Raw genomic sequence first — 24,549 nt, 5'->3', positions numbered from 1 at the left:
TCAGCCCACATCGCATCACCTGACCCACCGCCATCGCGAGCAAGCTCGGCTCCTACAGGGGTTTCTGCCGTTCATAGAATCTGTGGCCAACCCCAAATCCCGGGCATAAAAAAACCCGCCATCGCGGCGGGTTTTTTCGGGCGTTAACCGAAGATTACTCTTCGAGGTTGCCCATGGCGGTGGTGTTGAAGCCGCCGTCGACGTACATGATTTCGCCGCTGATGCCGGACGCCAGGTCCGAGCACAGGAAGGCGCCGGCGTTGCCGACTTCGTCAATGGTGACGTTGCGACGCAGCGGGGTTTGCGCTTCGTTGGCGGCCAGCATCTTGCGGAAGTTCTTGATGCCGGAAGCCGCGAGGGTGCGGATCGGGCCAGCCGATACGGCGTTGACGCGGGTGCCGTCCGGGCCCAGGGAGCCGGCCAGGTAACGCACGCCAGCTTCCAGCGAAGCCTTGGCCATGCCCATTACGTTGTAGTTCGGCATGGTGCGCTCGGCGCCCAGGTACGACAGGGTCAGCAGGCTGCCGTTGCGGCCCTTCATCATTTCGCGGCCAGCCTTGGCCAGGGCCACGAAGCTGTAGGCGCTGATGTCGTGAGCGATGCGGAAACCTTCACGAGTGGTGGCTTCGGTGAAGTCGCCGTCCAGTTGGTCGCCCGGGGCGAAGCCGACGGAGTGAACGATCACGTCCAGGCCATCCCACTTTTTGCTCAACTCTTCGAAGACCTTGGCGATTTCTTCATCGCTGGCCACGTCGCACGGGAAGCACAGCTCAGGGCTCGAGCCCCAGCCTTGTGCGAATTCTTCAACACGACCTTTCAGTTTGTCGTTCTGATAAGTGAAGGCAAGCTCAGCGCCCTCGCGATGCATGGCGGCAGCGATGCCGGATGCGATGGACAGCTTGCTGGCGACACCGACGATCAGTACGCGCTTACCGGCGAGAAAACCCATGTGTTGCTCCTCTCTTTCAGGTTATTGCGCAGTGGCTGGTGCCAGGAAAGCGGCTTCCAGCAACTGCTGTGTATACGGATGTTGGGGGGCGGCAAAGATACTTTGCGCGTCACCCTGTTCGACCACTTGGCCATGCTTGACCACCATCAGCTGGTGGCTCAGCGCCTTGACGACAGCCAGGTCATGGCTGATAAACAGATACGTCAGGTTGTACTTGGTTTGCAGTGAACGCAAAAGCTCCACCACTTGGCGTTGTACCGTGCGGTCGAGGGCCGAAGTCGGCTCGTCGAGCAGGATCAACGCCGGTTTTAGCACTAATGCCCGGGCAATGGCGATTCTCTGCCGCTGCCCGCCGGAAAATTCGTGGGGGTAGCGGTTCCGGGTTTCCGGGTCCAGACCTACCTCCTTCAATGCCGCAATAATCGCTTGTTCCTGTTCCGCCTCGGTGCCCATCTTGTGAATCCGCAGGCCTTCGCCGACGATCTGGCTCACGCACATGCGCGGGCTCAGGCTGCCGAACGGGTCCTGGAAGACCACCTGCATCTCCCGGCGCAACGGCCGAATCTCATTCTGCGTCAGGCAGTCTAGCTGCTTGCCCTCAAAACGGATGCCGCCCTTGCTGCCGATCAAACGCAAAATCGCCAAACCGAGCGTCGATTTGCCGGAACCGCTTTCCCCGACAATCCCCAACGTCTGACCCTGCGGCAGGCTGAAATTGATCCCGTCCACCGCTTTGATGTGATCAACCGTGGTTTTCAGGAAGCCTTTCTTGATCGGAAACCACACCTTCAGGTCCTCGACCTGCAGCAACGGCGGGCCGATTTCATTGGTCGCCGGCTTGCCGCTGGGCTCCGCTGCCAGCAGTTCCCGAGTGTACGGATGCTGCGGCGCGCGGAACAACTCTGCGCACGATGCCTGTTCGACGATGCAACCGCGCTGCATGACACATACGCGATGCGCAATTCTTCGTACAAGGTTCAAATCGTGACTGATCAGTAACAACGCCATGCCCAGGCGCGACTGCAATTCCTTGAGCAATTCGAGGATTTTCAGCTGAACGGTCACGTCCAGCGCGGTGGTCGGCTCGTCGGCAATCAGCAATTCCGGTTCGTTGGCCAGGGCCATGGCGATCATCACCCGCTGCCGTTGGCCGCCGGACAATTCATGCGGCAATGCCTTGAGGCGCTTGTGTGGCTCGGGAATGCCGACCATCTCCAGCAGCTCCAGCGTGCGCCGGGTCGCCACTTTGCCGGTTAAACCCTTGTGAATGCCGAGCACCTCGTTGATCTGCTTCTCGATCGAGTGCAGCGGATTCAGCGAAGTCATCGGCTCCTGGAAAATCATCGCAATGCGGTTGCCGCGAATATGCCGGATGGTTTTCTCTTTCAGGCTCAGCAAATCCTGCCCGGCGTATTCGATGGTGCCGGACGGATGGCGCGCGAGCGGGTAGGGCAGCAGGCGCAGGATCGAGTGCGCGGTCACCGATTTGCCGGAGCCGCTTTCGCCGACCAGGGCCAGGGTTTCGCCGCGTTTGATATCGAAACTGACGCCTTCGACCACTCGCTGCACGCGCTCGCCGACGACGAATTCGACGGCGAGGTCGCGCACTTCGATCAGATTGTCCTGATTCATTTCACTTCCTCGGGTCGAAGGCATCGCGAGCGGACTCGCCGATAAACACCAGCAAACTCAACATCAGCGCGAGCACCGCAAACGCGCTCATGCCCAGCCAGGGCGCTTGCAGATTGGATTTGCCCTGGGCCACCAGTTCACCCAGCGACGGGCTGCCGGCCGGCAAACCGAAACCGAGGAAATCCAGCGCGGTCAGCGTGCCGATGGCGCCGGTGAGGATGAACGGCATGAAGGTCATGGTCGAGACCATCGCGTTGGGCAGGATGTGGCGGAACATGATCGCGCCATTCTGCATGCCCAGCGCCCGGGCGGCGCGCACGTATTCGAGGTTGCGCCCGCGCAGGAACTCGGCGCGGACCACGTCCACCAGGCTCATCCACGAGAACAACAGCATGATCCCCAGCAGCCACCAGAAGTTCGGCTGGACGAAACTGGCAAGAATGATCAGCAGATACAACACCGGCAGCCCCGACCAGATCTCGAGGAAGCGCTGCCCGGCGAGATCGACCCAACCGCCGTAAAAGCCCTGCAACGCGCCGGCAATCACACCGATGATCGAGCTGAGAATGGTCAGCGTCAGCGCAAACAGCACCGACACACGGAAGCCATAAATCACCCGCGCCAACACGTCACGGCCCTGATCGTCGGTGCCCAGCAGGTTATCTGCCGAGGGCGGCGCCGGGGCCGGGACTTTCAGGTCGTAGTTGATGCTCTGATAGCTGTAGGGAATCGGCGCCCACAACACCCACGCGTCTTTGGCTTTGAGCAGTTCGCGGATGTACGGGCTCTTGTAATTGGCCTCGAGCGGAAATTCGCCGCCGAAGGTGGTTTCCGGGTAGCGCTTGAGCGCCGGGAAATACCAGCCGTCGTCGTAATGCACCACCAGCGGTTTGTCGTTGGCGATCAACTCGGCGCCGAGGCTGGCGCCAAACAGGATCAGAAACAGCCACAGCGACCACCAGCCGCGCTTGTTGGCCTTGAACAGTTCGAAACGTCGGCGATTGAGCGGGGACAGGTTCATCTCAATGCTCCCGGTGTTCGAAGTCGATACGCGGATCGACCAGGGTGTAGGTGAGGTCGCCGATCAGTTTCACCACCAGCCCCAGTAGCGTGAAGATAAACAGCGTGCCGAACACCACCGGGTAATCGCGGTTGATCGCCGCTTCAAAACTCATCAGGCCCAGGCCATCGAGGGAGAAAATCACTTCGACCAGCAGCGAACCGGTAAAGAAAATCCCGATAAACGCCGAAGGAAAACCGGCAATCACCAACAGCATGGCGTTGCGGAACACGTGGCCGTACAGCACTTTGTGATGGGTCAGGCCCTTGGCTTTGGCGGTGACCACATACTGTTTGTTGATTTCATCGAGAAAGCTGTTTTTCGTCAGCAGGGTCATGGTCGCGAAGTTGCCGATCACCAGCGCGGTCACCGGCAATGCTAGGTGCCAGAAGTAGTCGAGGACTTTGCCGCCCATGCTCAGCTCGGCGAAGTTGTTCGAGGTCAAGCCGCGTAACGGGAACCAGTCGAAATAACTGCCGCCGGCGAACAACACGATCAGCAGAATCGCGAAGAGGAACGCCGGGATCGCGTAGCCGACGATGATCAGCGAACTGGTCCAGACATCGAAATGGCTGCCGTGGCGCGTGGCTTTGGCGATCCCCAGCGGGATCGACACCAGGTACATGATCAGCGTGCTCCAGAGCCCGAGCGAGATCGACACCGGCATCTTTTCCTTGATCAGGTCGATAACCTTGGCATCGCGGAAGAAGCTGTCGCCGAAATCCAGGGTCGCGTAGTTCTTGATCATGATCCACAAGCGTTCCGGCGCCGATTTGTCGAAGCCGTACATGTGCTCGATTTCCTTGACCAGCGCCGGGTCGAGGCCCTGGCCACCGCGATAGGAGGAACCGGCCACCGACACTTCTGCGCCGCCGCCAGCAATGCGGCTGGTGGCGCCGTCGAAGCCTTCGAGCTTGGCGATCATCTGTTCCACCGGGCCACCGGGGGCGGCCTGGATGATCACGAAGTTGATCAGCAAGATGCCGAACAAGGTCGGGATGATCAGCAGCAGTCGCCGAAAAATATACGCCAGCATCTGATTACTCCGTGCCCGCAGGGTCGGCTTGCAGTTTCGATTCGACTTCTACCGCCGGCGCCGCGTCAGGCTTGATCCACCAGGTGTTGATGCCGACGTCGTACTTGGGCGAGGTTGTGGGGTGACCGATGTGGTTCCAGTAAGCCACGCGCCAGGTCTTGATGTGCCAGTTGGGGATCACGTAGTAACCCCATTGCAGCACGCGGTCGAGCGCGCGGGCGTGGGCCACCAGGCTTTTGCGTGAATCGGCGTTGATCAGTTGTTCGACCAACTGGTCAACCGCCGGGTCTTTCAAACCCATGGTATTGCGGCTGCCGGGTTTGTCTGCGGCGGCGGACATCCAGAATTCGCGCTGCTCGTTGCCCGGCGAGCTGGACTGCGGAAAACTGCCGACGATCATGTCGAAGTCGCGCGAGCGCACGCGGTTGATGTACTGCGAAACGTCAACGCGGCGAATCACCATGTCGATGCCGAGGTCGCTGAGGTTGCGCTTGAACGGCAGCAGCACCCGTTCAAAATCGGTCTGCGCCAACAGGAATTCGATGGTCACCGGTTTGCCGTGGGTGTCGACCATTTTGTCGTCGACGATGCGCCAGCCAGCCTCTTGCAGCAATTGATAGGCCTTGCGTTGCTGGTTGCGAATCATGCCGCTGGCGTCGGTCATCGGGTTCTGGAACGCTTCGCTGAACACTTGCTCGGGGATCTTGCCGCGAAACGGATCGAGGATCGCCAATTGATCGGCATCCGGCAGGCCGGTAGCGGCCATTTCCGAATTCTCGAAGTAACTGCGCGTACGTGCGTAGGCGCCGTTGAACAGTTGCTTGTTGGTCCACTCGAAATCCAGCAGCAGTGTCAGTGCCTGACGCACGCGCACGTCCTGGAACGCCGCGCGGCGCAGGTTGAAGACGAAGCCCTGCATGCCGGTCGGGTTGCCGTTGGGGATCTGTTCCTTGATCAACCGGCCCTCGGTCACCGCCGGAATGTTGTAGGCGTTGGCCCAGTTCTTCGCGGTCATCTCCAGCCAGTAATCGAACTGCCCGGCCTTGAGCGCTTCCAGGGCCACGGTGTTGTCGCGGTAATAGTCCGTGGTCATCACGTCAAAGTTATAGAAACCGCGATTGACCGGCAGGTCTTTGCCCCAGTAATCCTTGACCCGCTCGTAGCGCACCGAACGTCCGGCCTTCACTTCGCTGACCTTGTACGGGCCGCTGCCGAGCGGCATTTCGAGGTTGCCCTTGTTGAAGTCGCGCGTCGCCCACCAGTGTTTCGGCAGCACCGGGATCTGGCCGAGGATCAGCGGCAGTTCGCGGTTGTTGCTGTGCTTGAACTTGAACACCACGGTCAGCGGGTCTTCTGCGACCACGTCGGCGACGTCGTTGTAGTAGCCGCGATACAGCGGCGCGCCGTCCTTGACTAGGGTCTGGAAACTGAACACGACGTCTTCGGCGCGCACCGGATGGCCGTCGTTGAACCGTGCTTCGGGGCGCAGGTAAAAACGCACCCAGCTGTTGTCCGGGTCTTTCTCGATTTTGCCTGCGATCAGCCCGTATTCGGTGAACGGTTCGTCGAGGCTGTGGCGGGTCAGGGTGTCGTAGATCAGGTCGATGTCGCTGGCCGGCACGCCTTTGCTGATGAACGGGTTGAGGCTGTCGAAACCGCCGAGGCCGGCCTGACGGAAGATCCCGCCCTTGGGCGCGTCCGGGTTGACGAAGTCGAAGTGCTTGAAGTTGGCCGGGTATTTCGGCGGCTCGTTGTACAGGGTCAGGGCATGTTGCGGGGCGGCGCAGGCCAGCCCGGCGAACAACAGACCGCTGGCCTGCAAGAGCAGGGCGCGTACGGGTTTCATTGATCTTTCTCCGAAGATTTCAGCCACCACGCGGACAGGCCCAGGGTGTAGGGCGGCGTGGTGACGAAAGCCAGCCGATTGCGGTAGGCCAGGCGATGATAATTGAGGTACCAGTTGGGAATGCTGTAGTGCTGCCACAGCAGTACGCGGTCGAGCGCTTTGCCGGCGGCGACCTGTTCGTCGCGAGTTTGCGCGGCGAGCAATTGTTCGAGCAGGTGATCGACCACCGGGTTGGCGATGCCTGCGTAGTTTTTGCTGCCCTTGACCCCGACCTGACTGGAATGGAAATACTGCCACTGTTCCAGGCCCGGGCTGAGGGTCTGGTTGAGCGTGAGCAGGATCATGTCGAAATCGAACTGGTCGAGGCGCTGTTTGTATTGCGCGCGATCAACCGTGCGCAGCCGCGCGTCGATGCCGATGCTCGCCAGGTTCTCGACGTAAGGCTGGAGGATGCGTTCGAGGTTCGGATTGACCAGCAGAATCTCGAACCGTAACGGACGCCCGGCGGCGTTCTGCACGCGCTGGCCGTTGAGCTTCCAACCGGCTTCACCGAGCAGGGCCAAGGCCTTGCGCATGGTTTCTCGCGGGATGCCGCGCCCGTCCGTCTGCGACAGGCTGAATGGTTCGGTGAACAGCTTGGCCGGCAATTGCTCGCGGTACGGCTTGAGCATCAGCCATTCGTGCCCGACCGGCAGGCCGCTGGCGGAGAACTCGCTGTTGGGGTAGTAACTCATCGCCCGTTTGTAAGCGCCGCTGAACAGCGTGCGGTTGGTCCATTCAAAGTCAAACATCAGCCCCAGCGCTTCGCGGACTTTGGTCTCGGCGAACGTCGGGCGCCGGGTGTTCATGAACAGGCCTTGGCTCTGGGTCGGGATCTGATGCGCGATTTGCGCCTTGATCACATCGCCACGGCGCACGGCCGGGAAGTTGTAGCCGTTGGCCCAGTTTTTCGCCTGATGCTCGATGTAGATGTCGAACTCGCCAGCCTTGAAGGCTTCGAACGCCACATCGCTGTCGCGGTAGAACTCGACTTGCATGCGGTCGACGTTGTACTTGCCGCGATTGACCGCCAGGTCTTTGCCCCAGTAATCCTTGACCCGCTCGAACACCACTTGCCGCCCCGGTTGCACCGCGGTGATGCGATACGGCCCGCTGCCCAGCGGCGGCTCGAACGTGGTGGCTTTGAAGTCGCGGTTTTTCCAGTAGTGCTGCGGCAGCACCGGCAACTCGCCGAGGCGCAGGATCAGCAGCGGATTGCCGGCGCGTTTGAACACGAAGCGAATCCGCCGTGGATTAAGGATGTCGACCCGCAGCACTTCCTGAAGGTTGGTGCGGTACTGCGGATGGCCTTCCTTGAGCAGCAGACGGTAGGAAAACGCCACGTCGTAAGCGGTGATCGGCGTGCCATCGTGGAAGCGCGCTTCGGGCCGCAGGTTGAACACTACCCAGCTGCGATCCTCGCTGTATTCCACCGATTGCGCGATCAGGCCATAGCTGGACGTCGGCTCATCGCCGGACGGCGCGTACTGGCCGGTGCCGACCATCAACGGTTCGTTGAGTTCGTTGATGCCGTACTGGAGGAAGTTGGGTGTGGAAACCGGGCTGGAGCCCTTGAAGGTGTATGGGTTGAGCGTATCGAAGGTGCCAAACGCCATCACCCGCAACGTACCGCCCTTGGGCGCTTGCGGGTTGACCCAGTCGAAGTGGGTAAATCTGGCCGGGTACTTGAGCGTGCCGAACTGCGCATAACCATGGCTTTCGCTGATCGTCGCGTGCGCACAGGGGCTCAATGCCAGGCTGATCAGGAGCAGGAGGAGGGGACGCTTCAAGTCAAATCAGATCCAGGCGGCTGGGGCTTTGTGGCCAGTACAGTAACAGCTTGTATCGACAGGAAAAAGACAGGGGCTTAATGCGTGGTTAATTGCAGGGATAGACGGCCTGTAGCAGCTGCCGAGCCTGCGAGGCTGCGTTCGGCTGCGAAGCAGTCGTGAATTGAGATGACGCGGTGTATCAGGAATATCTGGCACTCAGGTTTTACGACTGCTGCGCAGCCGGACGCAGCCTCGCGGGGCTCGGCAGCTGCTACAGGGGATGCGGATTCTGGGTAAAAAAAAGCCCCTGAATTCAGGGGCTCTTTATTAGCGTGGCGACGACACCGTCAGCATCTGGCCTGGCTTCAGCGCCTGGCCAACGCGCGGATTCCAGCGCTTGAGGTGTTGCATTTCAACGTTGAAACGTTTGGCAACCATATACAGCGAATCGCCTTGCTTGACCTTGTACTGGGTCTGCTGCGATTTGCTGGTGGTTTTGGAGGAGGCTTTGGTTTTGCTGTTCGCGGCGATAACGGTGTTGACGCGACCACTGCGCTTGGCCGGGGTTTTGTCCTGCATGACCAGGGTCTGGCCAACCTTGAGGTTTTTCCCGGTCAACTTGTTCCAGCGCTGCAAATCCCGCACATCGACCTTGTTGGCCTTGGCGATGGTGCCGAGGTTATCGCCACGTTTGACCCGGTAAGCGCGTTTGAGCTGGGCGATTTCCGCACTGTCAGCGCCTTCGAACACAGGCTTGAGCGAACGCTGACTGATCAGCTCGTCCGGGCGCATGGTCGACAGGCTGGCCGTGAGCAGTTGCGCCTTGGACGTCGGCACCAGCAAATGCTGGGGGCCGTCGATGGTGGTGCGCTGCTTGAAGGCCGGGTTGAGCTGGAACAGCTCGTCTTCGTCGATGTTGGCGACCGCCGCAACCTTGGACAGGTCCATGCGCTGGTTGATTTCGACGACTTGGAAATACGGTTCGTTGGCGATCGGGTTGAGGTTGACCCCGTAGGCTTCCGGCGCCAGCACCACTTGCGACAGCGCCAGCAACTTCGGCACATAGGCCTGGGTTTCGGCCGGCAGTGGCAGGTTCCAGTAGTCGGTCGGCAGGCCGAGCTTCTCGTTGCGCTCGATGGCGCGGCTGACCGTGCCTTCGCCCGCGTTATACGAGGCGAGGGCCAGCAGCCAGTCACCGTTGAACATGTCGTGCAGGCGGGTCAGGTAATCCATCGCCGCCGTGGTTGAAGCGGTGATATCGCGACGGCCATCATAGAAACGGGTTTGCCGCAGATTGAAATAACGCCCGGTGGACGGAATGAACTGCCACAAGCCCACTGCGTCGGCGCGCGAGTAAGCCATCGGGTTGTAGGCGCTTTCAATCACTGGCAGCAGCGCCAGTTCCAGCGGCATGTTGCGTTCTTCGAGGCGCTCGACGATGTAGTGAATGTAGAGGCTGCCGCGTTCGCCGGCATTTTCGAGGAAGGACGGGTTGCTGGCGAACCACAGGCGCTGTTGCTCGATGCGCGGGTTGACGCTGACGCTGTCCTGCAACTGGAAGCCTTGGCGCATGCGCTCCCAGACGTCCTGTGGAATTTGTGGTGTGGGCTTCTCGTTGATCCAGATCGGCTTCTGTTTGGCGCGAGCGGCAACGTTGGGTGTATGGGTGATTTCGGTTTGCGGGACATGGCTTGAACAGCCCGCCAGAGTGGCGGACACAGCCACCGCGATGGCTTGAGCCAGGCGGGTCAATGCGTCTGAATTGATGGCTTTACGAATAGATGACGACATTGGCTGGAAGTAAGTTCCGGGCAAAAATGTCGGGCGATTCTAGAAAGCGCACCCCTTGCGGTCAACCATTCAGATTTATCGGACCCGCCGGGAGCCCGCTTAGAACTTGTCTTTCCAAGCGCGCAAGGCAGCAAAAACCGCAGTGGGACCCTCGTGCAGGGTTCCATTCCGTTCGTCCACTTTTTCTTTAACGGATGTTTCGTCGACCCGCAAAAACGGATTGGTGAGCTTTTCCAGGGCCAAAGTCGAGGGCAGCGTCATGATCCCCGCCTCGCGTTGAGCGCTGACTTTTGCCAGCCGTTCGGCGGTGTCCGGGTTGCCCGGTTCGACGGCGACGGCAAACTTCAAATTGCTCAAGGTGTACTCGTGGGTGCAATACACCAGCGTATCTTCGGGCAACGCCGCCAGACGTGTCAGCGAGGTGTGCATCTGCTGCGGCGTGCCTTCGAACAGGCGGCCGCAACCGGCGGCAAACAGGGTGTCGCCGCAAAACAGCAGGCCGTGGTGATAAAACGCGATGTGGCCGAGGGTGTGGCCGGGCACGGCGTACACCTCGAATTCCCAATCGAGCACATTGATGCGGTCGTTGTCCTTGAGCGCAACGTCGCGCGCCGGGATATTCTCGCTGGCCGGGCCGTAGACTTTTGCGTCGGTCGCATTTTTCAGCTGCTGGACGCCGCCGACATGGTCATGATGATGGTGAGTGATCAGAATATCGCTGAGCACCCAGCCCGGATGCGCCGCGAGCCAGGCTTGTACCGGCGCGGCATCGCCCGGATCGACCACGGCGCAGCGCTGGGTACGGTGGTCCTGTAACAACCAGATGTAGTTGTCGGTGAAGGCGGGCAGGGCACTGATCTGTATCATCGTCGGATTCGCCAAGCGGAAAACATTGGCGCATCTTAGAACTTCCTGGCGCTTTGGAGAATGCAATGACCGATAAAGCGTTCGCTCAGGCCGATCCTGAGTGGCTGGCATTGATCAGCGCCGCCCGTGAATGGCTGGCCGGCCCGATCGGGCAATTTCTGCTGGACGAAGAACGACGCATGCTCGACGAAGAGCTGGGCCGGTTCTTCGGCGGCTATCTTGTGCACTACGGTCCATCGGCGGAAACCCCGCCGGCAGCGCCGCAAGTGCAGCGCAATGTGCGCCTCGGTGCGCCGTTGCCCGGCGTCGAGATTGTCTGCGAAGAGCAGGCGTGGCCGCTGAGCGAGCACGCCGCCGACGTCGTGGTGTTGCAGCATGGGCTGGATTTTTGCCTGTCGCCCCACGGTTTGCTGCGTGAAGCGGCCAGCAGCGTGCGGCCCGGCGGGCATCTGGTGATCGTCGGCATCAACCCCTGGAGCACCTGGGGCCTGCGCCATATGTTCGCCAATGACGCGATGCGCAAAGCCCGCTGCATTTCGCCGTCGCGGGTCGGCGACTGGCTGAACCTGCTGGGCTTCGCGCTGGAGAAACGCCGCTTCGGGTGCTATCGTCCGCCGCTTGCGTCGCCCAAATGGCAGGCCCGTCTGGCAGGCTGGGAGCGCAAGGCCGGTGACTGGCAACTGTCGGGCGGCGGCTTCTATTTACTGGTCGCGCGCAAGATTGCCGTTGGGCTGCGGCCGGTGCGTCAGGCCCGGCGTGAGCCGATGGGCAAGCTGATTCCGTTGCCGATGGCCAAGGTCAATCGTCGCAATATCGAGCCGTAAACCTTCTTTATTTTCCCGGCCGGGTGATCCCGGCCTCGGGCATCGTCGATCGCGGATCGGTGAGCCAGCGCATTTTTCGCGCATTTTCCCCGCATTTTTCTGGATAGATTGGCATGAGCGATAGCGTAGAACTGTTCACTGATGGCGCCTGCAAAGGCAACCCTGGCCCCGGCGGCTGGGGCGCTCTGCTGGTGTGCAAAGGCGTCGAAAAGGAATTGTGGGGCGGCGAAGCCAACACCACCAACAACCGCATGGAACTGATGGGCGCGATCAAAGGCCTGGAAGAACTCAAGCGTTCCTGCGACGTGCTGCTGGTGACGGATTCGCAGTACGTGATGAAGGGCATCAACGAATGGATGGCCAACTGGAAAAAACGCGGCTGGAAGACGGCGGCGAAAGAACCGGTGAAGAATGCCGACCTGTGGAAGTTGCTCGACGAGCAGGTCAACCGCCACACCGTGACCTGGAAATGGGTACGCGGCCACATCGGCCACCATGGCAACGAACGCGCTGACCAACTGGCCAACCGCGGCGTCGACGAAGTACGCGGTTACAAGCAGGATTGATCTGTGGCGATCGTTCCCACGCAGAGGATGGGAACGATCAGTGCATTCCTTTGTAGCAGCGAGCCTGCCCGCGAGGAACGCTGACGCGGTGTCATTGAAGACTGCGTCGCCAGCACGCTTTGCTCCGGCGGCGAGCATGTTAAGATCGCCGCTTTTGCACGATTGACCCGTTGAGAGCTGAGCACTGATGGCCACCAGATCCGTTGTACTCGATACCGAAACCACCGGCATGCCGGTGACCGACGGCCACCGGATTATCGAAATCGGTTGTGTCGAGTTGATCGGTCGGCGCCTCACTGGCCGGCATTTCCACGTTTACCTGCAACCGGACCGCGAGAGTGATGAAGGCGCCATCGGCGTTCACGGCATCACCAACGAATTCCTGGTCGGCAAGCCGCGTTTCAATGAAGTCGCCGATGAGTTTTTCGAATTCATCAAAGGCGCACAGCTGATCATCCATAACGCGGCGTTCGACGTTGGTTTCATCAACAACGAATTCGCGCTGATGGGCCAGCACGACCGCGCTGACATCACCCAGCATTGCTCGATCCTCGACACCTTGATGATGGCCCGGGAACGTCACCCGGGTCAGCGCAACAGCCTCGATGCCTTGTGCAAACGTTACGGCGTCGACAACTCCGGCCGTGAGTTGCACGGCGCCTTGCTCGACTCCGAGATTCTCGCTGACGTTTACCTGACCATGACCGGCGGCCAGACCAGCCTGTCGCTGGCCGGTAATGCTTCGGACGGCAACGGCTCGGGCGACGGCGCAGATAACTCCGCCACGGAAATCCGCCGCTTGCCGGTGGATCGCCGACCAACGCGGATCATTCCGGCCAGCGAAGATGACCTGGCGCAACACGTAGCGCGACTCGAAGCGATCGCCAAGTCTGCCGGCGCACCATCACTGTGGCAGCAACTCGCCGAAGCAAAAGCCCAGGCCTGAGGCTAGCGCTAACCTGTGGCGAGGGGGCTTGCCCCCGTTCGGCTGCGCAGCAGTCGTCAATCCTGCACATGCGGTGTGACTGTTGGAATGCAGGGGGCCGCTTCGCGCCCCAACGGGGGCAAGCCCCCTCGCCACGGGATGTCACCCGCCTCAAATTTGGGATTCTGATCACTATCCTGGCAGCAACTCGCCGAGGCAAAGCCAGGTCTGAGGCTAGCGCTAACCTGTGGCGAGGGGGCTCGCCCCCGTTCGGCTGCGCAGCAGTTGCCAATCCTGCACATGCGGTGTGACTGTGGAAATGCAGGGGGTCGCTTCGCGCCCCAACGGGGGCAAGCCCCCTCGCCACGGGATGTCACCCTTACTCAAATTTGGGATTCTGATCACTATCGTGGCAGCAAATCGCCTAGGCAAAGCACAGATCTGAGGCTAGCGCTAACCTGTGGCGAGGGGGCTTGCCCTCGTTCGGCTGCGCAGCAGTCGCCAATCCTGCGCATGCGGTGTGATTGGAGAAATGCAGGGGGCCGCTTCGCGCCCCAACGGGGGCAAGCCCCCTCGCCACGGGATGTCACTCTTCTTCAGATTTGGGATTCTGATCACTATCGTGGCAGCAACTAGCCGAGGCAAAGCCCAGGTCTGAGGCTGACGCTAACCTGTGGCGAGGGGGCTTGCCCCCGTTCGGCTGCGCAGCAGTCGCCAATCCTGCGCATGCGGTGTGACTGTTGGAATGCAGGGGGGCGCTTCGCGCCCCAACGGGGGCGAGCCCCCTCGCCACGGGATGTCACTCTTCTTCATAATTGGGATTTTGATAAAGACTATTGACGACGGGATCTAACTATCCCCAATTCAGCATTTTTGCCCAACACTGCTGGCCACATGATGGTGCAGCGCCTGACCCGCTTCAGGGCATCCGCACTCGCCACATTCGCCGCAACCCTCTACCCTGATGAAATTGGCGGGCTGCGCTCTGCCGCCTCAGGACACTGAGCCTCATGTACAAAGATTTGAAATTTCCGGTGCTGATCGTGCACCGCGACATCAAGGCCGACACGGTTGCCGGCGATCGCGTGCGCGGGATCGCGCGGGAGCTGGAGCAGGAAGGCTTCAGCATTTTGAGTGCGATGGATTACGCCGAAGGGCGCCTCGTGGCGTCGACCCATCACGGCCTCTCGTGCATGTTGATCGCCGCCGAGGACGCCAGCTCCAACTCGCATTTGTTACACAATATGGCCGAATTGATCGGTCTGGCGCGTGTTCGGGCGCCGGACTTGCCGATCTTCGCGCTCGGTGAACAGGTCACACTGGAAAACGCCCCGGCCGATGCGATGGCCGAGCTCAATCAACTGCGCGGCATCCTTTACCTGTTCGAAGACACCGTGCCGTTCCCCGCCCGCCAAGTCGCCCGCGCCGCGCGCAAATACCTCGACGGTCTGCTCCCGCCATTCTTCAAGGCGCTGGTGCAGCACACCGCCGATTCCAACTATTCCTGGCACACGCCCGGCCACGGTGGTGGCGTGGCGTATCACAAGAGCCCGGTGGGGCAGGCGTTTCACCAGTTTTTCGGTGAAAACACCCTGCGCTCGGACTTGTCGGTGGCAGTCCCGGAGCTCGGTTCGCTGCTTGATCACACGGGCCCGCTGGCCGAGGCTGAGGCGCGGGCCGCGCGCAATTTTGGCGCCGATCACACCTTCTTCGTGATCAACGGCACCTCGACCGCGAACAAGATTGTCTGGCATTCCATGGTCGCTCGCGATGACCTGGTCCTGGTCGACCGCAACTGCCATAAATCGGTACTGCACTCGATCATCATGACTGGCGCCATTCCGCTGTACCTGTGCCCCGAGCGCAATGAACTGGGGATCATCGGCCCGATTCCGTTAAGCGAATTCAGCCGCGAATCGATCCAGGCGAAAATCGACGCCAGCCCGCTGACCAAGGGCCGCGAGCCTAAAGTCAAACTGGCAGTGGTAACCAACTCGACCTACGACGGCCTCTGCTACAACGCCGAGCTGATCAAACAGCAACTGGGCAACAGCGTCGAAGTCCTGCATTTCGACGAAGCCTGGTATGCCTACGCGGCGTTTCACGAATTCTTCGCCGGACGCTACGGCATGGGCACTGCGCGCAGCGAAGACAGCCCGCTGGTGTTCACCACCCATTCCACGCACAAATTGCTCGCCGCGTTCAGTCAGGCCTCGATGATTCACGTGCAGGACGGCGGCGCGCGGCAACTGGACCGCGATCGCTTCAACGAAGCGTTCATGATGCACATCTCCACCTCGCCGCAATACAGCATCATCGCCTCGCTGGACGTCGCGTCGGCGATGATGGAAGGCCCGGCCGGGCGTTCGCTGTTACAGGAAATGTTCGATGAGGCGCTGAGTTTCCGCCGGGCGCTGGCCAATCTGCGTCAGCACATTGCGGCGGACGATTGGTGGTTTTCGATCTGGCAGCCGCCGTCGGTGGAAGGCATCAATCGCGTCAGCACTGAAGACTGGCTGCTGCAACCCGACGCCGATTGGCATGGTTTTGGCGGCGTAACCGATGATTACGTGTTGCTTGATCCAATCAAAGTCACCTTGGTCATGCCGGGCCTGACCGCTGGCGGTGCCCTCAGCGAGCGCGGGATTCCGGCGGCGGTGGTGAGCAAATTCCTCTGGGAACGCGGGTTGGTGGTCGAGAAGACTGGCCTGTATTCCTTTCTAGTGCTGTTCTCGATGGGCATCACCAAAGGCAAATGGAGCACGCTGCTCACCGAGCTGCTCGAATTCAAGCGCAGCTACGACGCCAACGTCAGCCTCGGCGCGTGCCTGCCGTGTGTCGCGCAAGAGAACCCGACGCGGTATCAAGGCATGGGCCTGCGCGATCTGTGTGATCAACTGCACACCTGCTACCGCATCAACGCCACGGCCAAACACCTCAAACGCATGTACACCGTGCTCCCGGAAATCGCCATGAAACCCGCCGACGCCTATGATCAACTGGTGCGCGGCGAGGTCGAGGCGGTCTCGATCGATGCGCTGGATGGGCGCATTGCGGCGGTGATGCTGGTGCCGTACCCGCCGGGCATTCCGTTGATCATGCCCGGTGAGCGCTTCACCGAGTCGACCCGCTCGATCATCGATTACCTTTCATTCGCCCGTACCTTCGACAGCAGCTTCCCCGGATTTGTCGCCGATGTGCACGGATTGCAACACGAAGACGAGGGCAATGGACGGCACTACACCGTCGATTGCATCAAGGAATGAGGACCTTTCCCAGCATGCAACCGGTCATGAATCCAAAGTATCCAGGGCTGTCGGTACGCGTTGCCGACGAGGGTTTCGCGCCTTACATCTGGGGCAGCGATTTCAGTTTTGAAGTCGCCGCTTACGGTGCCGCCGCCATCGATACCACGGTGGCGCAGTGGCCGGTGACGCCGATCACGCCTTATCGCAAGTGTTACGGCATCGACCCGGAAGAGTTCAGCAGTTTCCGCGATGCCGCCGACAGCGCGATTTTCATGGCGTATCTGGATGACGAGCCGGTCGGCCACTTGGTCATCAGCACCAATTGGAACGGCTTTGCGCACATCGATGAATTGGCGGTGCACGCTCCGGCGCGGCGCCACGGCGTGGCCAAGGCGTTGCTGGACGTCGCGCAATTCTGGAGTCGCAAGAAGAAGTTGCCGGGCATCATGCTCGAAACCCAGAACAACAACCTGGGCGCCTGCCGGCTCTATGAGCGCTGCGGTTACGTGATTGGCGGCATCGATCATCTGCGCTATCGCGGCATCGATCCAAACACCGCCGAGGTGGCGTTGTTCTGGTATCGCTTGTTTGATAACCCGCTGGAAAACCCGCTCAGCTCGACAACATCGCCACGGCTTGTTCCGTGATGATCGCCAGCAACGCCTGAACGGCGGGCGAGGGCTCGGCGTTCTTCAGGGTCAAGGCATAGAGGCTGATCGGCACGGCGGGCGCCAACGGGCACACGTCGAGCCCGGACGACTTGGCGCCGAGCGCGGTAAACGGGTCGACGATGGCCAAGCCTTCGCCAGCCTCGACCATGCTGCGCATCATTTGATGCGTCTGCACGCGCGTCTGGATCACCAGCGCCGGGCGCAATGCCTGCAATTTGGTTTCCAGCGCCGGACTCAGCGGATCATGGCCGTCGAGGCCGACCATCGACTGCCCGGCCAGATCCTGCACTGACACATATTTCTGTTTGGGTTGCAGCCAGCCATGCGGCGCGAGCAATTGCAGTTTGCCTTGGGCAATCACTTGGCAATCGACGTCGGCGTGCTCGGGATCGTGCAGGCTCAGGCCCAGATCACTCTCGCGCAGCAACAGGCTACGGACGATCTCGCGGGTGGGTTGGCTGAGGAGGGTGCACGGCGCATCGGGGAAACGTCGGCGCAGGGCCGCGATGCTGTGGGGCAATAATTGTTGGGCCAGCGGTGGGGTGCCGATGACGCGCAGTGGTGGTGCGAGATATTGCTTGAGGCTGTCGGCCAGACGTTGCACCGGCTCCAGCGCCTGGTAGACGTGGGCAATTTCGACTTGCAGTTGCCGCGCCTCGCGCGTGGCCTGCAACCGGCCGCGCACACTGGAAAACAGCATGAAACCCAACTGACCCTCGGCGTCGCGCAAGACGCTTTCGACCTCGGCCACCGGCAACTGCAACCATTCGGCGGCGGTACCCAGGTGACCGGTCTGCAACAGCGCCTGAATCACTTCGATATGACGTAAACGCATGCGTGAAGTCCATGTTCAGCAGGTGAGGGAGTCAGTGGCTGAATCCTAACTCAAGTGCGTGCATATGACTTCTGCTCATAACGCTGGGTTATGAAGCGACGGTAGGTTCCGGCAGTTTACCGATGTAGGTATCCGGTTCACGCGTCAAGGTAATGTCCGACTGAACCAACTGGAAACGGTTTTCGTCGAGCTGTTTCATGCGATCGCCGATAGCCAGTTTGTAGGTGGTGACAGGCGCTGAGCCTTCAACACCGTCTGCCGACGGGGTGGATTCCTGGAACTCATGCACGGAATAAACGCGGCCTTCCGCGTCTCTCGCATGAAACTGACCGACCAGTACTGCTGCCATCTGCTTAGAACCTCTGGAGATAAATCACTCAATTTGCGGTTCTGTAGACCGCTGTTAAGCGAGGTAAGTTTTCCTGCTGGAAAAAAATAGTCAGCGGCGGCATTTTTCGCTCGCACGCTGCTTGAATCGTCATTTATAACTACACGTCCTTTCCATCGCACAGTCGAGAATCTTCCATGAGCAACGTCTATACGATCGCCGTTGTGGTCGGCAGCTTGAGAAAAGAGTCGATCAATCGCAAGGTCGCACTGGCCCTGGCTGATCTGGCGCCGGCCAATCTGAAGCTGAACATCGTCGAAATAGGCGATTTGCCGCTCTACAACGAAGACATCGATGGCGATTCACCGCCGGCAGCCTACAGCACTTTCCGCCAACAAGTGAGCTCATCCGACGCAGTGCTGTTCGTCACGCCGGAATACAACCGTTCGGTGCCGGCGCCATTGAAGAATGCGATTGACGTGGGATCGCGCCCTTACGGCCAGAGTGCCTGGAGCGGCAAGCCGGGCGCGGTGATCAGCGTGTCGCCGGGCGCCATCGGTGGTTTCGGCGCCAACCATCATCTGCGCCAGTCGATGGTGTTTCTCGATGTGCCGTTGATGCAGCAACCGGAAGCGTATCTGGGCGGCGCGGGCACGGCGTTCGATGAAGCGGGCAAGTTGTCGGAAACGGTGAAGCCGTTCCTGCAAAAATTCATCAACGCCTACGGCCAATGGGTCGAACAACACAAAAAGGTCTGACAGGCCCCTGTAGGAGCAAAGCTTGCTCGCGATAGCGTCCGCACAGCCAACATCAAAGTTGCCTGATACAGCGCGATCGCGAGCAAGCTTTGCTCCCACAACTGTTTGTGGTTGCTGAGGATATTTGTTCGCCACCACGGAATTATCGCTTCGGCCATTCACTCTGTAGGATGTCCTCCCTTCCGATTGTCTGTTCAAGGCTGCTTGCGCATGCTCACTGCGTCGTTGATTTTCCTGTTGACCATAACCCTGGTGATCTGGCAGCCCAAAGGCCTCGGCGTTGGCTGGAGCGCGGTGCTCGGCGCGGTACTGGCGCTGCTGTTCGGCGTGGTGCACCTCAGCGACATTCCGCTGGTGTGGCAGATCATCTGGAACGCCACCGGCACCTTTGTGGCGCTGATCATCATCAGCCTGTTGCTCGACGAAGCCGGTTTTTTTGCCTGGGCGGCGTTGCACGTAGCGCGCTGGGGCAAGGGCAGTGGGCGCAAGCTGTTTGCCTTTATGGTGCTGCTCGGCGCATTGGTATCGGCATTGTTCGCCAATGACGGCGCAGCGCTGATCCTCACACCAATTGTGATTTCCATGCTGCTGGCGCTGCGTTTCTCGCCGGCCGCGACCCTGGCATTCGTCATGGGCGCCGGGTTTATCGCCGACACCGCGAGCCTGCCGCTGGTGGTGTCGAACCTGGTGAACATCGTTTCCGCCGACTTCTTCCACATCGGCTTCAACCGCTACGCGGCGGTAATGGTCCCGGTCAACTTCGTCAGCGTCGGCGCCACGTTGGCGATGCTGATGTGGTTCTTTCGCAAGGACATTCCCAAAGCCTACGACCCCGAACAACTGGAAGACCCGAGCACAGCGATTCACGACAAAGCCACGTTTTACGCCGGTTGGGCCGTGTTGGTGATTCTGCTGGTGGGCTGTTTCGCCCTGGAACCGCTGGGCATTCCGATCAGCGCGATTTCTGCGGTGTGCGCAGCGTTGCTGCTGGCGATCGCGGCGCGCGGGCACAAGATTTCCACGCGCAAAGTGATGAAAGAAGCACCGTGGCAGATCGTGATTTTCTCGCTGGGCATGTATCTGGTGGTCTACGGTTTGCGCAACGCCGGGCTCACCGATTATCTCGCTGGATGGCTCAACTACTTCGCCGGCCACGGCATCTGGGGCGCGGCGATGGGCACCGGGGTGCTGACGGCGCTGCTGTCGTCGATCATGAACAATCTGCCGACGGTGTTGATCGGGCTGTTATCGATTGATGCCAGCCAGGCGAGCGGGGTGATCAAGGAAGCGATGATTTACGCCAACGTCATCGGCAGCGACCTCGGGCCGAAAATCACTCCGATTGGCAGCCTGGCGACGTTGTTGTGGCTGCATGTGCTGGAGCGCAAAGGCATTCGGATTGGCTGGGGTTATTACTTCAAAGTCGGGATTGTGCTGACGGTGCCGGTGTTGTTGGTGACATTGGCGGCGTTGGCGCTGCGGTTGTCCTTCTAGACCGAGTTGGGGCATTCGCGGGCAAGCCTCTCTCCTACAGGAGTTGTGTCGTTCATATCATTCCCAAACGACCCAAACCTGTAGGAGCGAGGCTTGCCCGCGAAGAGGCCAGACCAGACGCCACAACTCCTTAGCCATTACCCGGCACATTCGGCCAAAGATCCGCCACCAGAAACAGCCGCTCCGCTTCCTCCCATTCGCCTTGCGCATTTTCGACCAGGCGCACCATCAACTGCGCCGGTGCCAGCGGTTCGAGCGCGGCAATCCACATATCCAACTGCTCCTGCTGCCACGTCTGCTCCGCCGGGTAATGCGCCGGCGCCAGCCAGGCGTGGCGGGGCAGGGGTTGCCAGCGGCCGAACGGCCGTTGCACGACAAAGTCCGCCCAATCCTTTTGATGCAACCAGCTCCCGCGCAAGTGCTGCGGGTGCGCGCCGACCGGCGCGGCGGCGTGGCCCGGCCACGGATATAACAGGTAACCGCCAAGCCACAAATGCGCGCTGAATTGTTGGATATCCAGCGCAGCGAGCACTTCGCGGCTTTCCGGTCGGGCGGAAATCGGCAATTGATGCTGGCTCAAATGCGCCAGTTTGCGGTCCAGCCGATCATGGCAACCGGGGCCGAGCCACTGCGCGGTGTCATGGCCGTCACCGTTTTGCGGACCCAAATAAAGCTTGATCGCCAGTTCCAGGTGATGCACGCCGTCGCGGTCGCGCAGCAGCATGTCCAGCTCGCCGAGGGTGTGGCCCTCGCGGCGGATCGGCAGGTTGGCGGCAATCAATTCGATGCCGGGCGCATGACGCACCGCGTATTGCCACAAGCGTTCGTAATACAGGCCCAAGCGCCGGGTTCGTGATTGCGCCAGCCAGTGCAACAAGTCGTAGCTGTCGTGATCGAGTTGGCGCAACCAGCGTTCGAGGCCGTCCGGCGCCTGCACCCAATCGCTTCCGGTCAGCGGATGACGCTGCGGCCACGGCGGTTCGCCGAGCATTGGCGGGGCGAGGATGACCCACGCCAGGTCGCGCACTTCCGGATGGCGCAACTGGTGGGGCAACTGGAGCAAATCTGGAAACAGGATCATCTTGCGAGCATAGCCGGTCAGATCGCGGCTGAAAGGATTTTGTCTACGGGCGGCTTTCGCCCATAATCGGGTTTTTTCACCGTCGCGCAGGAACCTCATGGAGCAATTTCGCAATATCGGCATCATCGGTCGCCTGGGCAGTTCACAGGTGCTGGATACCGTCCGCCGACTGAAACGGTTTCTGCTCGATCGTCACTTGCACGTGATCCTCGAGGACACCATTGCCGAAGTCCTGCCGGGCCATGGCCTGCAGACTTCATCGCGCAAGATGCTCGGCGAAGTCTGCGACATGGTCATCGTCGTCGGCGGTGACGGCAGCCTGCTCGGCGCCGCGCGTGCGCTGGCCCGACACAACGTTCCGGTGCTGGGGATCAACCGTGGCAGCCTGGGGTTCCTCACCGACATCCGCCCCGATGAGCTGGAAGTCAAAGTCGCCGAAGTGCTCGACGGCCACTATCTGGTGGAAAACCGCTTCCTGCTGCAAGCCGAAGTGCGCCGTCACGCCGAGGCCATCGGCCAGGGCGACGCGCTGAACGACGTGGTGCTGCACCCCGGAAAATCCACGCGAATGATCGAGTTCGAGCTGTACATCGACGGCCAGTTCGTCTGCAGCCAGAAGGCTGACGGCCTGATCGTCGCGACGCCGACCGGCTCCACCGCGTATGCCTTGTCGGCCGGTGGCCCGATCATGCACCCCAAGCTCGACGCTATTGTGATTGTGCCGATGTACCCCCATACCTTGTCTGGCCGGCCAATTGTGGTCGACGGCAACAGTGAGCTGAAAATCGTCGTGTCCAAGGATATGCAGATTTACCCGCAAGTCTCCTGTGATGGGCAGAACCACTTCACCTGCGCGCCGGGTGACACCATCACCATCAGCAAAAAAGCGCAGAAGCTGCGGCTGATTCACCCGCTCGACCACAACTATTACGAAGTGTGCCGGACCAAGCTTGGCTGGGGCAGCCGTTTGGGTGGTGGAGGCGACTGATGCTCGATCCCGCGCGTAGCTACGACCTGATCGGTGACGTGCACGGTTGCGCTCTGACCCTTGAGCACTTGCTCGACCGTCTCGGTTATCACAAACACGCTGGCGTCTGGCGACATCCATCGCGCATGGCGGTGTTTGTCGGCGACATCATCGACCGCGGCCCGCGGATTCGCGAGGCGCTGCACATCGTTCACGACATGGTCGAGGCCGGTCAGGCGCTGTGCATCATGGGCAACCATGAATTCAACGCGCTCGGCTGGAGCACTCCGGCGCCGCCGGGCAGCGGCAAGCAATTCGTGCGCGAACACACGCCACGCCACGCGCGCCTGCTGGGCGAAACCCTGACCCAATTCGAAGATCATCCGGGCGACTGGCACGACTTCCAGCAATGGTTCTATGAACTGCCATTGTTCGTCGATGCCGGGCGTTTCCGCGTGGTGCACGCCTGTTGGGATGCCGGGCTGATCCAGCCGTTGCGCGCCTTGTTCCCCGATGGCTGCGTCGATGAGCATTTCCTCCAGGCCTCGGCCGTGCCCGGCAGTTTTGCCTGCACGGTGTTCGATCGCCTGTTGCGCGGCACCGATATGCGCCTGCCGGATGGCCAGACCATGACCAGCGGCGACGGCCTGACGCGTTCGTTCTTCCGCACCAAATTCTGGGAAGACGACCCGCAAACCTACGGAGACATTGTGTTTCAACCCGACGCCTTGCCTGAACCGGTGGCGCTGACGCCACTGTCGTCCTCTGAAAAGAGCAATTTGCTGCGCTACGGCGTCGACGAGCCGTTGTTGTTTGTCGGCCATTACTGGCGCAGCGGCAAACCGGCGCCGATCCGCCCGAACCTCGCCTGCCTGGATTACAGCGCCGTGCTCTACGGCAAATTGGTCGCTTATCGACTGGACCAGGAAACCCGCCTCGATCCGCACAAGTTTGTCTGGGTCGATGTCGAGCGCCCGGAGGCTTTGCAATGAGTACGGTGGCGGTTTTGCGTCTGCCGCTGGCGGTGGATTTGAGTGGTTTCGTCAAACTGCTGCAACGCATGCAAGTCCCGCATCGGGTCAGCGAAGAAGCGGGCGAGCAGGTGCTGTGGGTGCCGGACAACATCAGCGAAGACGTGCGTTCGCTGTACGAACGCTTTCCCGCCGGTGATCCGGAGCAGCAGCTCGACATCCCGGTGGCTCAGACCAGCAAACGTCCAGGTTTGGTCGAGCAACTGCGCCACAGCAAGGCGACCGCGGTGGTTTTGCTGCTGAGCCTGATCGTCGGCGCGGTGACGTTGCTCGGGGAAAACCTCGAGACGATGCACTGGTTTACCTTCCTTGATTTCCGCGTGGTCGGCGAATACATCCAGTTCACGCCATTGGCCGACAGCCTGGCGGCGGGGCAGTGGTGGCGTCTGGTAACGCCGATGTTGCTGCACTTTGGCTTCCTGCACCTGGCCATGAACGGCATGTGGTATTGGGAACTGGGACGGCGCATCGAGGCGCGGCAGGGCAGCATCAACCTGATCGGCCTGACGTTGCTGTACAGCCTGGTGTCGAACTATTCGCAGTTTTATTACAGCGGCGCAACGCTGTTTGGTGGCTTGTCCGGCGTGCTCTACGGCTTGCTCGGGCATTGCTGGATCTTCCAGTTGCTGTCGCCGAACCCGGCTTATCGCCTGCCGCGTGGCGTGCTGGTGATGATGCTGATCTGGCTGGTGGTGTGCATGTCCGGGCTGATCTCGATGATCGGTTTTGGCGAAATCGCCAACGCCGCGCACGTCAGCGGGCTGCTCATCGGATGCTTCACCGGTTTGTTGGGCGGTTTGTACAACCGCCGTAAACTCGCCGTCTAAAA

The 24,549-nt window shown here is 60.7% G+C and carries 21 protein-coding genes; 10 read left to right on the top strand and 11 right to left on the bottom strand.

The features are described from left to right. Positions 1 to 154: 154 nt before the first annotated feature. From fabI to gloB, 8 genes are all read right to left on the bottom strand, one after another. Positions 155 to 949, bottom strand: coding sequence for an enoyl-ACP reductase FabI (gene fabI, locus BLU01_RS00925; RefSeq protein WP_092269559.1), 795 nt, complete (start codon positions 947 to 949; stop codon positions 155 to 157). A 21-nt stretch (positions 950 to 970) separates the two neighbouring features. Then, entirely contained in the window at positions 971 to 2,581 is a 1,611-nt protein-coding gene (locus BLU01_RS00920; protein WP_092269556.1) for an ABC transporter ATP-binding protein, read from the bottom strand. Between the two features lies 1 nt (position 2,582). Further along, complete coding sequence (locus BLU01_RS00915) at positions 2,583 to 3,602, bottom strand: ABC transporter permease (protein ID WP_092269554.1); 1,020 nt, start codon at positions 3,600 to 3,602, stop codon at positions 2,583 to 2,585. A gap of 1 nt (position 3,603) precedes the next feature. Next, complete coding sequence (locus BLU01_RS00910; protein ID WP_092269551.1) at positions 3,604 to 4,677, bottom strand: microcin C ABC transporter permease YejB; 1,074 nt, start codon at positions 4,675 to 4,677, stop codon at positions 3,604 to 3,606. Positions 4,678 to 4,681: 4 nt separating this feature from the next. After that, positions 4,682 to 6,523, bottom strand: a complete 1,842-nt coding sequence (locus BLU01_RS00905) for an extracellular solute-binding protein (protein ID WP_092269548.1) — start codon at positions 6,521 to 6,523, stop codon at positions 4,682 to 4,684. Next, positions 6,520 to 8,334 (bottom strand): extracellular solute-binding protein, encoded by a 1,815-nt coding sequence (locus BLU01_RS00900; protein WP_408003136.1) that lies wholly within the window; start codon positions 8,332 to 8,334, stop codon positions 6,520 to 6,522. Before BLU01_RS00900 ends, BLU01_RS00905 begins: the two co-directional genes overlap by 4 nt. Positions 8,335 to 8,661: 327 nt before the next feature. Beyond that, positions 8,662 to 10,125: a transglycosylase SLT domain-containing protein gene (locus BLU01_RS00895; RefSeq protein WP_092269542.1), complete on the bottom strand. Its 1,464-nt coding sequence runs from the start codon at positions 10,123 to 10,125 to the stop codon at positions 8,662 to 8,664. 99 nt (positions 10,126 to 10,224) lie between these two features. Continuing rightward, positions 10,225 to 10,992, bottom strand: coding sequence for a hydroxyacylglutathione hydrolase (gene gloB, locus BLU01_RS00890; protein ID WP_092281400.1), 768 nt, complete (start codon positions 10,990 to 10,992; stop codon positions 10,225 to 10,227). Between the two features lie 65 nt (positions 10,993 to 11,057). Between gloB and BLU01_RS00885 the strand changes: the two genes are divergently transcribed. The 5 genes from BLU01_RS00885 to BLU01_RS00865 all read left to right on the top strand — a co-directional run bounded on the left by BLU01_RS00885 (position 11,058) and on the right by BLU01_RS00865 (position 17,202). Further along, positions 11,058 to 11,816, top strand: a complete 759-nt coding sequence (locus BLU01_RS00885; RefSeq protein ID WP_092269539.1) for a class I SAM-dependent methyltransferase — start codon at positions 11,058 to 11,060, stop codon at positions 11,814 to 11,816. Positions 11,817 to 11,929: 113 nt separating this feature from the next. Next, positions 11,930 to 12,382, top strand: a complete 453-nt coding sequence (rnhA, locus tag BLU01_RS00880) for a ribonuclease HI (protein WP_054047533.1) — start codon at positions 11,930 to 11,932, stop codon at positions 12,380 to 12,382. 187 nt (positions 12,383 to 12,569) lie between these two features. Further along, on the top strand, positions 12,570 to 13,328 hold the full coding sequence (gene dnaQ / locus BLU01_RS00875; RefSeq protein WP_092269536.1) for a DNA polymerase III subunit epsilon: 759 nt from the start codon (positions 12,570 to 12,572) through the stop codon (positions 13,326 to 13,328). Between the two features lie 989 nt (positions 13,329 to 14,317). Further along, positions 14,318 to 16,573, top strand: coding sequence for an Orn/Lys/Arg family decarboxylase (locus BLU01_RS00870; protein WP_092269534.1), 2,256 nt, complete (start codon positions 14,318 to 14,320; stop codon positions 16,571 to 16,573). Positions 16,574 to 16,587: 14 nt separating this feature from the next. Then, a complete protein-coding gene (locus BLU01_RS00865; protein ID WP_092269531.1) occupies positions 16,588 to 17,202 on the top strand; it encodes a GNAT family N-acetyltransferase in 615 nt (204 codons plus the stop codon). On the opposite strand, the gene BLU01_RS00860 is transcribed toward BLU01_RS00865, so the two are convergent. Continuing rightward, complete coding sequence (locus BLU01_RS00860; protein WP_092269528.1) at positions 17,168 to 18,061, bottom strand: LysR substrate-binding domain-containing protein; 894 nt, start codon at positions 18,059 to 18,061, stop codon at positions 17,168 to 17,170. The two genes, BLU01_RS00865 and BLU01_RS00860, sit on opposite strands and share 35 nt — an antisense overlap. Positions 18,062 to 18,149: 88 nt before the next feature. Further along, on the bottom strand, positions 18,150 to 18,410 hold the full coding sequence (locus BLU01_RS00855; protein WP_092269525.1) for a hypothetical protein: 261 nt from the start codon (positions 18,408 to 18,410) through the stop codon (positions 18,150 to 18,152). A 176-nt stretch (positions 18,411 to 18,586) separates the two neighbouring features. Between BLU01_RS00855 and BLU01_RS00850 the strand changes: the two genes are divergently transcribed. Continuing rightward, positions 18,587 to 19,147, top strand: coding sequence for an NADPH-dependent FMN reductase (locus BLU01_RS00850; protein WP_092269522.1), 561 nt, complete (start codon positions 18,587 to 18,589; stop codon positions 19,145 to 19,147). A gap of 210 nt (positions 19,148 to 19,357) precedes the next feature. Continuing rightward, positions 19,358 to 20,641, top strand: coding sequence for an arsenic transporter (locus BLU01_RS00845; RefSeq protein WP_092269518.1), 1,284 nt, complete (start codon positions 19,358 to 19,360; stop codon positions 20,639 to 20,641). Between the two features lie 130 nt (positions 20,642 to 20,771). Here the strand turns inward: BLU01_RS00845 and BLU01_RS00840 are convergent, their stop codons facing one another. Then, positions 20,772 to 21,722: a DUF1853 family protein gene (locus tag BLU01_RS00840; protein WP_092281398.1), complete on the bottom strand. Its 951-nt coding sequence runs from the start codon at positions 21,720 to 21,722 to the stop codon at positions 20,772 to 20,774. Positions 21,723 to 21,819: 97 nt separating this feature from the next. Between BLU01_RS00840 and BLU01_RS00835 the strand changes: the two genes are divergently transcribed. From BLU01_RS00835 to BLU01_RS00825, 3 genes are read left to right on the top strand one after another with little or no spacing between them, the layout of a single operon-like run. Further along, the gene (locus tag BLU01_RS00835; protein ID WP_092269515.1) at positions 21,820 to 22,710 is read left to right on the top strand and encodes an NAD(+) kinase; all 891 of its coding nucleotides are present in this window, start codon (positions 21,820 to 21,822) and stop codon (positions 22,708 to 22,710) included. Continuing rightward, on the top strand, positions 22,707 to 23,681 hold the full coding sequence (locus BLU01_RS00830; RefSeq protein ID WP_371918727.1) for a metallophosphoesterase: 975 nt from the start codon (positions 22,707 to 22,709) through the stop codon (positions 23,679 to 23,681). The genes BLU01_RS00835 and BLU01_RS00830 overlap by 4 nt, the downstream gene beginning before the upstream one ends. After that, positions 23,678 to 24,547 (top strand): rhomboid family intramembrane serine protease, encoded by an 870-nt coding sequence (locus tag BLU01_RS00825; protein ID WP_092269509.1) that lies wholly within the window; start codon positions 23,678 to 23,680, stop codon positions 24,545 to 24,547. Before BLU01_RS00830 ends, BLU01_RS00825 begins: the two co-directional genes overlap by 4 nt. The last annotated feature ends 2 nt before the right edge of the window (positions 24,548 to 24,549 follow it).

Origin of the sequence: Pseudomonas prosekii (genome assembly GCF_900105155.1) — a bacterium.
Classification (GTDB): Bacteria; Pseudomonadota; Gammaproteobacteria; order Pseudomonadales; family Pseudomonadaceae; genus Aquipseudomonas; species Aquipseudomonas prosekii.
Note: the sequence above shows the minus strand (reverse complement) of the source record. Positions and strands in the feature narration are given on the sequence as shown.

What these genes read in the sequence shown, in the direction of transcription:
- BLU01_RS00860 (WP_092269528.1), bottom strand. Translation starts at nt 18,061, where the DNA reads ATGCGTTTACGTCATATCGAAGTGATTCAGGCGCTGTTGCAGACCGGT.
- BLU01_RS00885 (WP_092269539.1), top strand. Translation starts at nt 11,058, where the DNA reads ATGACCGATAAAGCGTTCGCTCAGGCCGATCCTGAGTGGCTGGCATTG.
- BLU01_RS00835 (WP_092269515.1), top strand. Translation starts at nt 21,820, where the DNA reads ATGGAGCAATTTCGCAATATCGGCATCATCGGTCGCCTGGGCAGTTCA.
- BLU01_RS00870 (WP_092269534.1), top strand. Translation starts at nt 14,318, where the DNA reads ATGTACAAAGATTTGAAATTTCCGGTGCTGATCGTGCACCGCGACATC.
- BLU01_RS00915 (WP_092269554.1), bottom strand. Translation starts at nt 3,602, where the DNA reads ATGAACCTGTCCCCGCTCAATCGCCGACGTTTCGAACTGTTCAAGGCC.
- rnhA (WP_054047533.1), top strand. Translation starts at nt 11,930, where the DNA reads ATGAGCGATAGCGTAGAACTGTTCACTGATGGCGCCTGCAAAGGCAAC.
- BLU01_RS00905 (WP_092269548.1), bottom strand. Translation starts at nt 6,523, where the DNA reads ATGAAACCCGTACGCGCCCTGCTCTTGCAGGCCAGCGGTCTGTTGTTC.
- dnaQ (WP_092269536.1), top strand. Translation starts at nt 12,570, where the DNA reads ATGGCCACCAGATCCGTTGTACTCGATACCGAAACCACCGGCATGCCG.
- BLU01_RS00855 (WP_092269525.1), bottom strand. Translation starts at nt 18,410, where the DNA reads ATGGCAGCAGTACTGGTCGGTCAGTTTCATGCGAGAGACGCGGAAGGC.
- BLU01_RS00850 (WP_092269522.1), top strand. Translation starts at nt 18,587, where the DNA reads ATGAGCAACGTCTATACGATCGCCGTTGTGGTCGGCAGCTTGAGAAAA.
- BLU01_RS00895 (WP_092269542.1), bottom strand. Translation starts at nt 10,125, where the DNA reads ATGTCGTCATCTATTCGTAAAGCCATCAATTCAGACGCATTGACCCGC.
- fabI (WP_092269559.1), bottom strand. Translation starts at nt 949, where the DNA reads ATGGGTTTTCTCGCCGGTAAGCGCGTACTGATCGTCGGTGTCGCCAGC.
- BLU01_RS00910 (WP_092269551.1), bottom strand. Translation starts at nt 4,677, where the DNA reads ATGCTGGCGTATATTTTTCGGCGACTGCTGCTGATCATCCCGACCTTG.
- BLU01_RS00865 (WP_092269531.1), top strand. Translation starts at nt 16,588, where the DNA reads ATGCAACCGGTCATGAATCCAAAGTATCCAGGGCTGTCGGTACGCGTT.
- BLU01_RS00825 (WP_092269509.1), top strand. Translation starts at nt 23,678, where the DNA reads ATGAGTACGGTGGCGGTTTTGCGTCTGCCGCTGGCGGTGGATTTGAGT.
- BLU01_RS00845 (WP_092269518.1), top strand. Translation starts at nt 19,358, where the DNA reads ATGCTCACTGCGTCGTTGATTTTCCTGTTGACCATAACCCTGGTGATC.
- BLU01_RS00840 (WP_092281398.1), bottom strand. Translation starts at nt 21,722, where the DNA reads ATGATCCTGTTTCCAGATTTGCTCCAGTTGCCCCACCAGTTGCGCCAT.
- gloB (WP_092281400.1), bottom strand. Translation starts at nt 10,992, where the DNA reads ATGATACAGATCAGTGCCCTGCCCGCCTTCACCGACAACTACATCTGG.
- BLU01_RS00920 (WP_092269556.1), bottom strand. Translation starts at nt 2,581, where the DNA reads ATGAATCAGGACAATCTGATCGAAGTGCGCGACCTCGCCGTCGAATTC.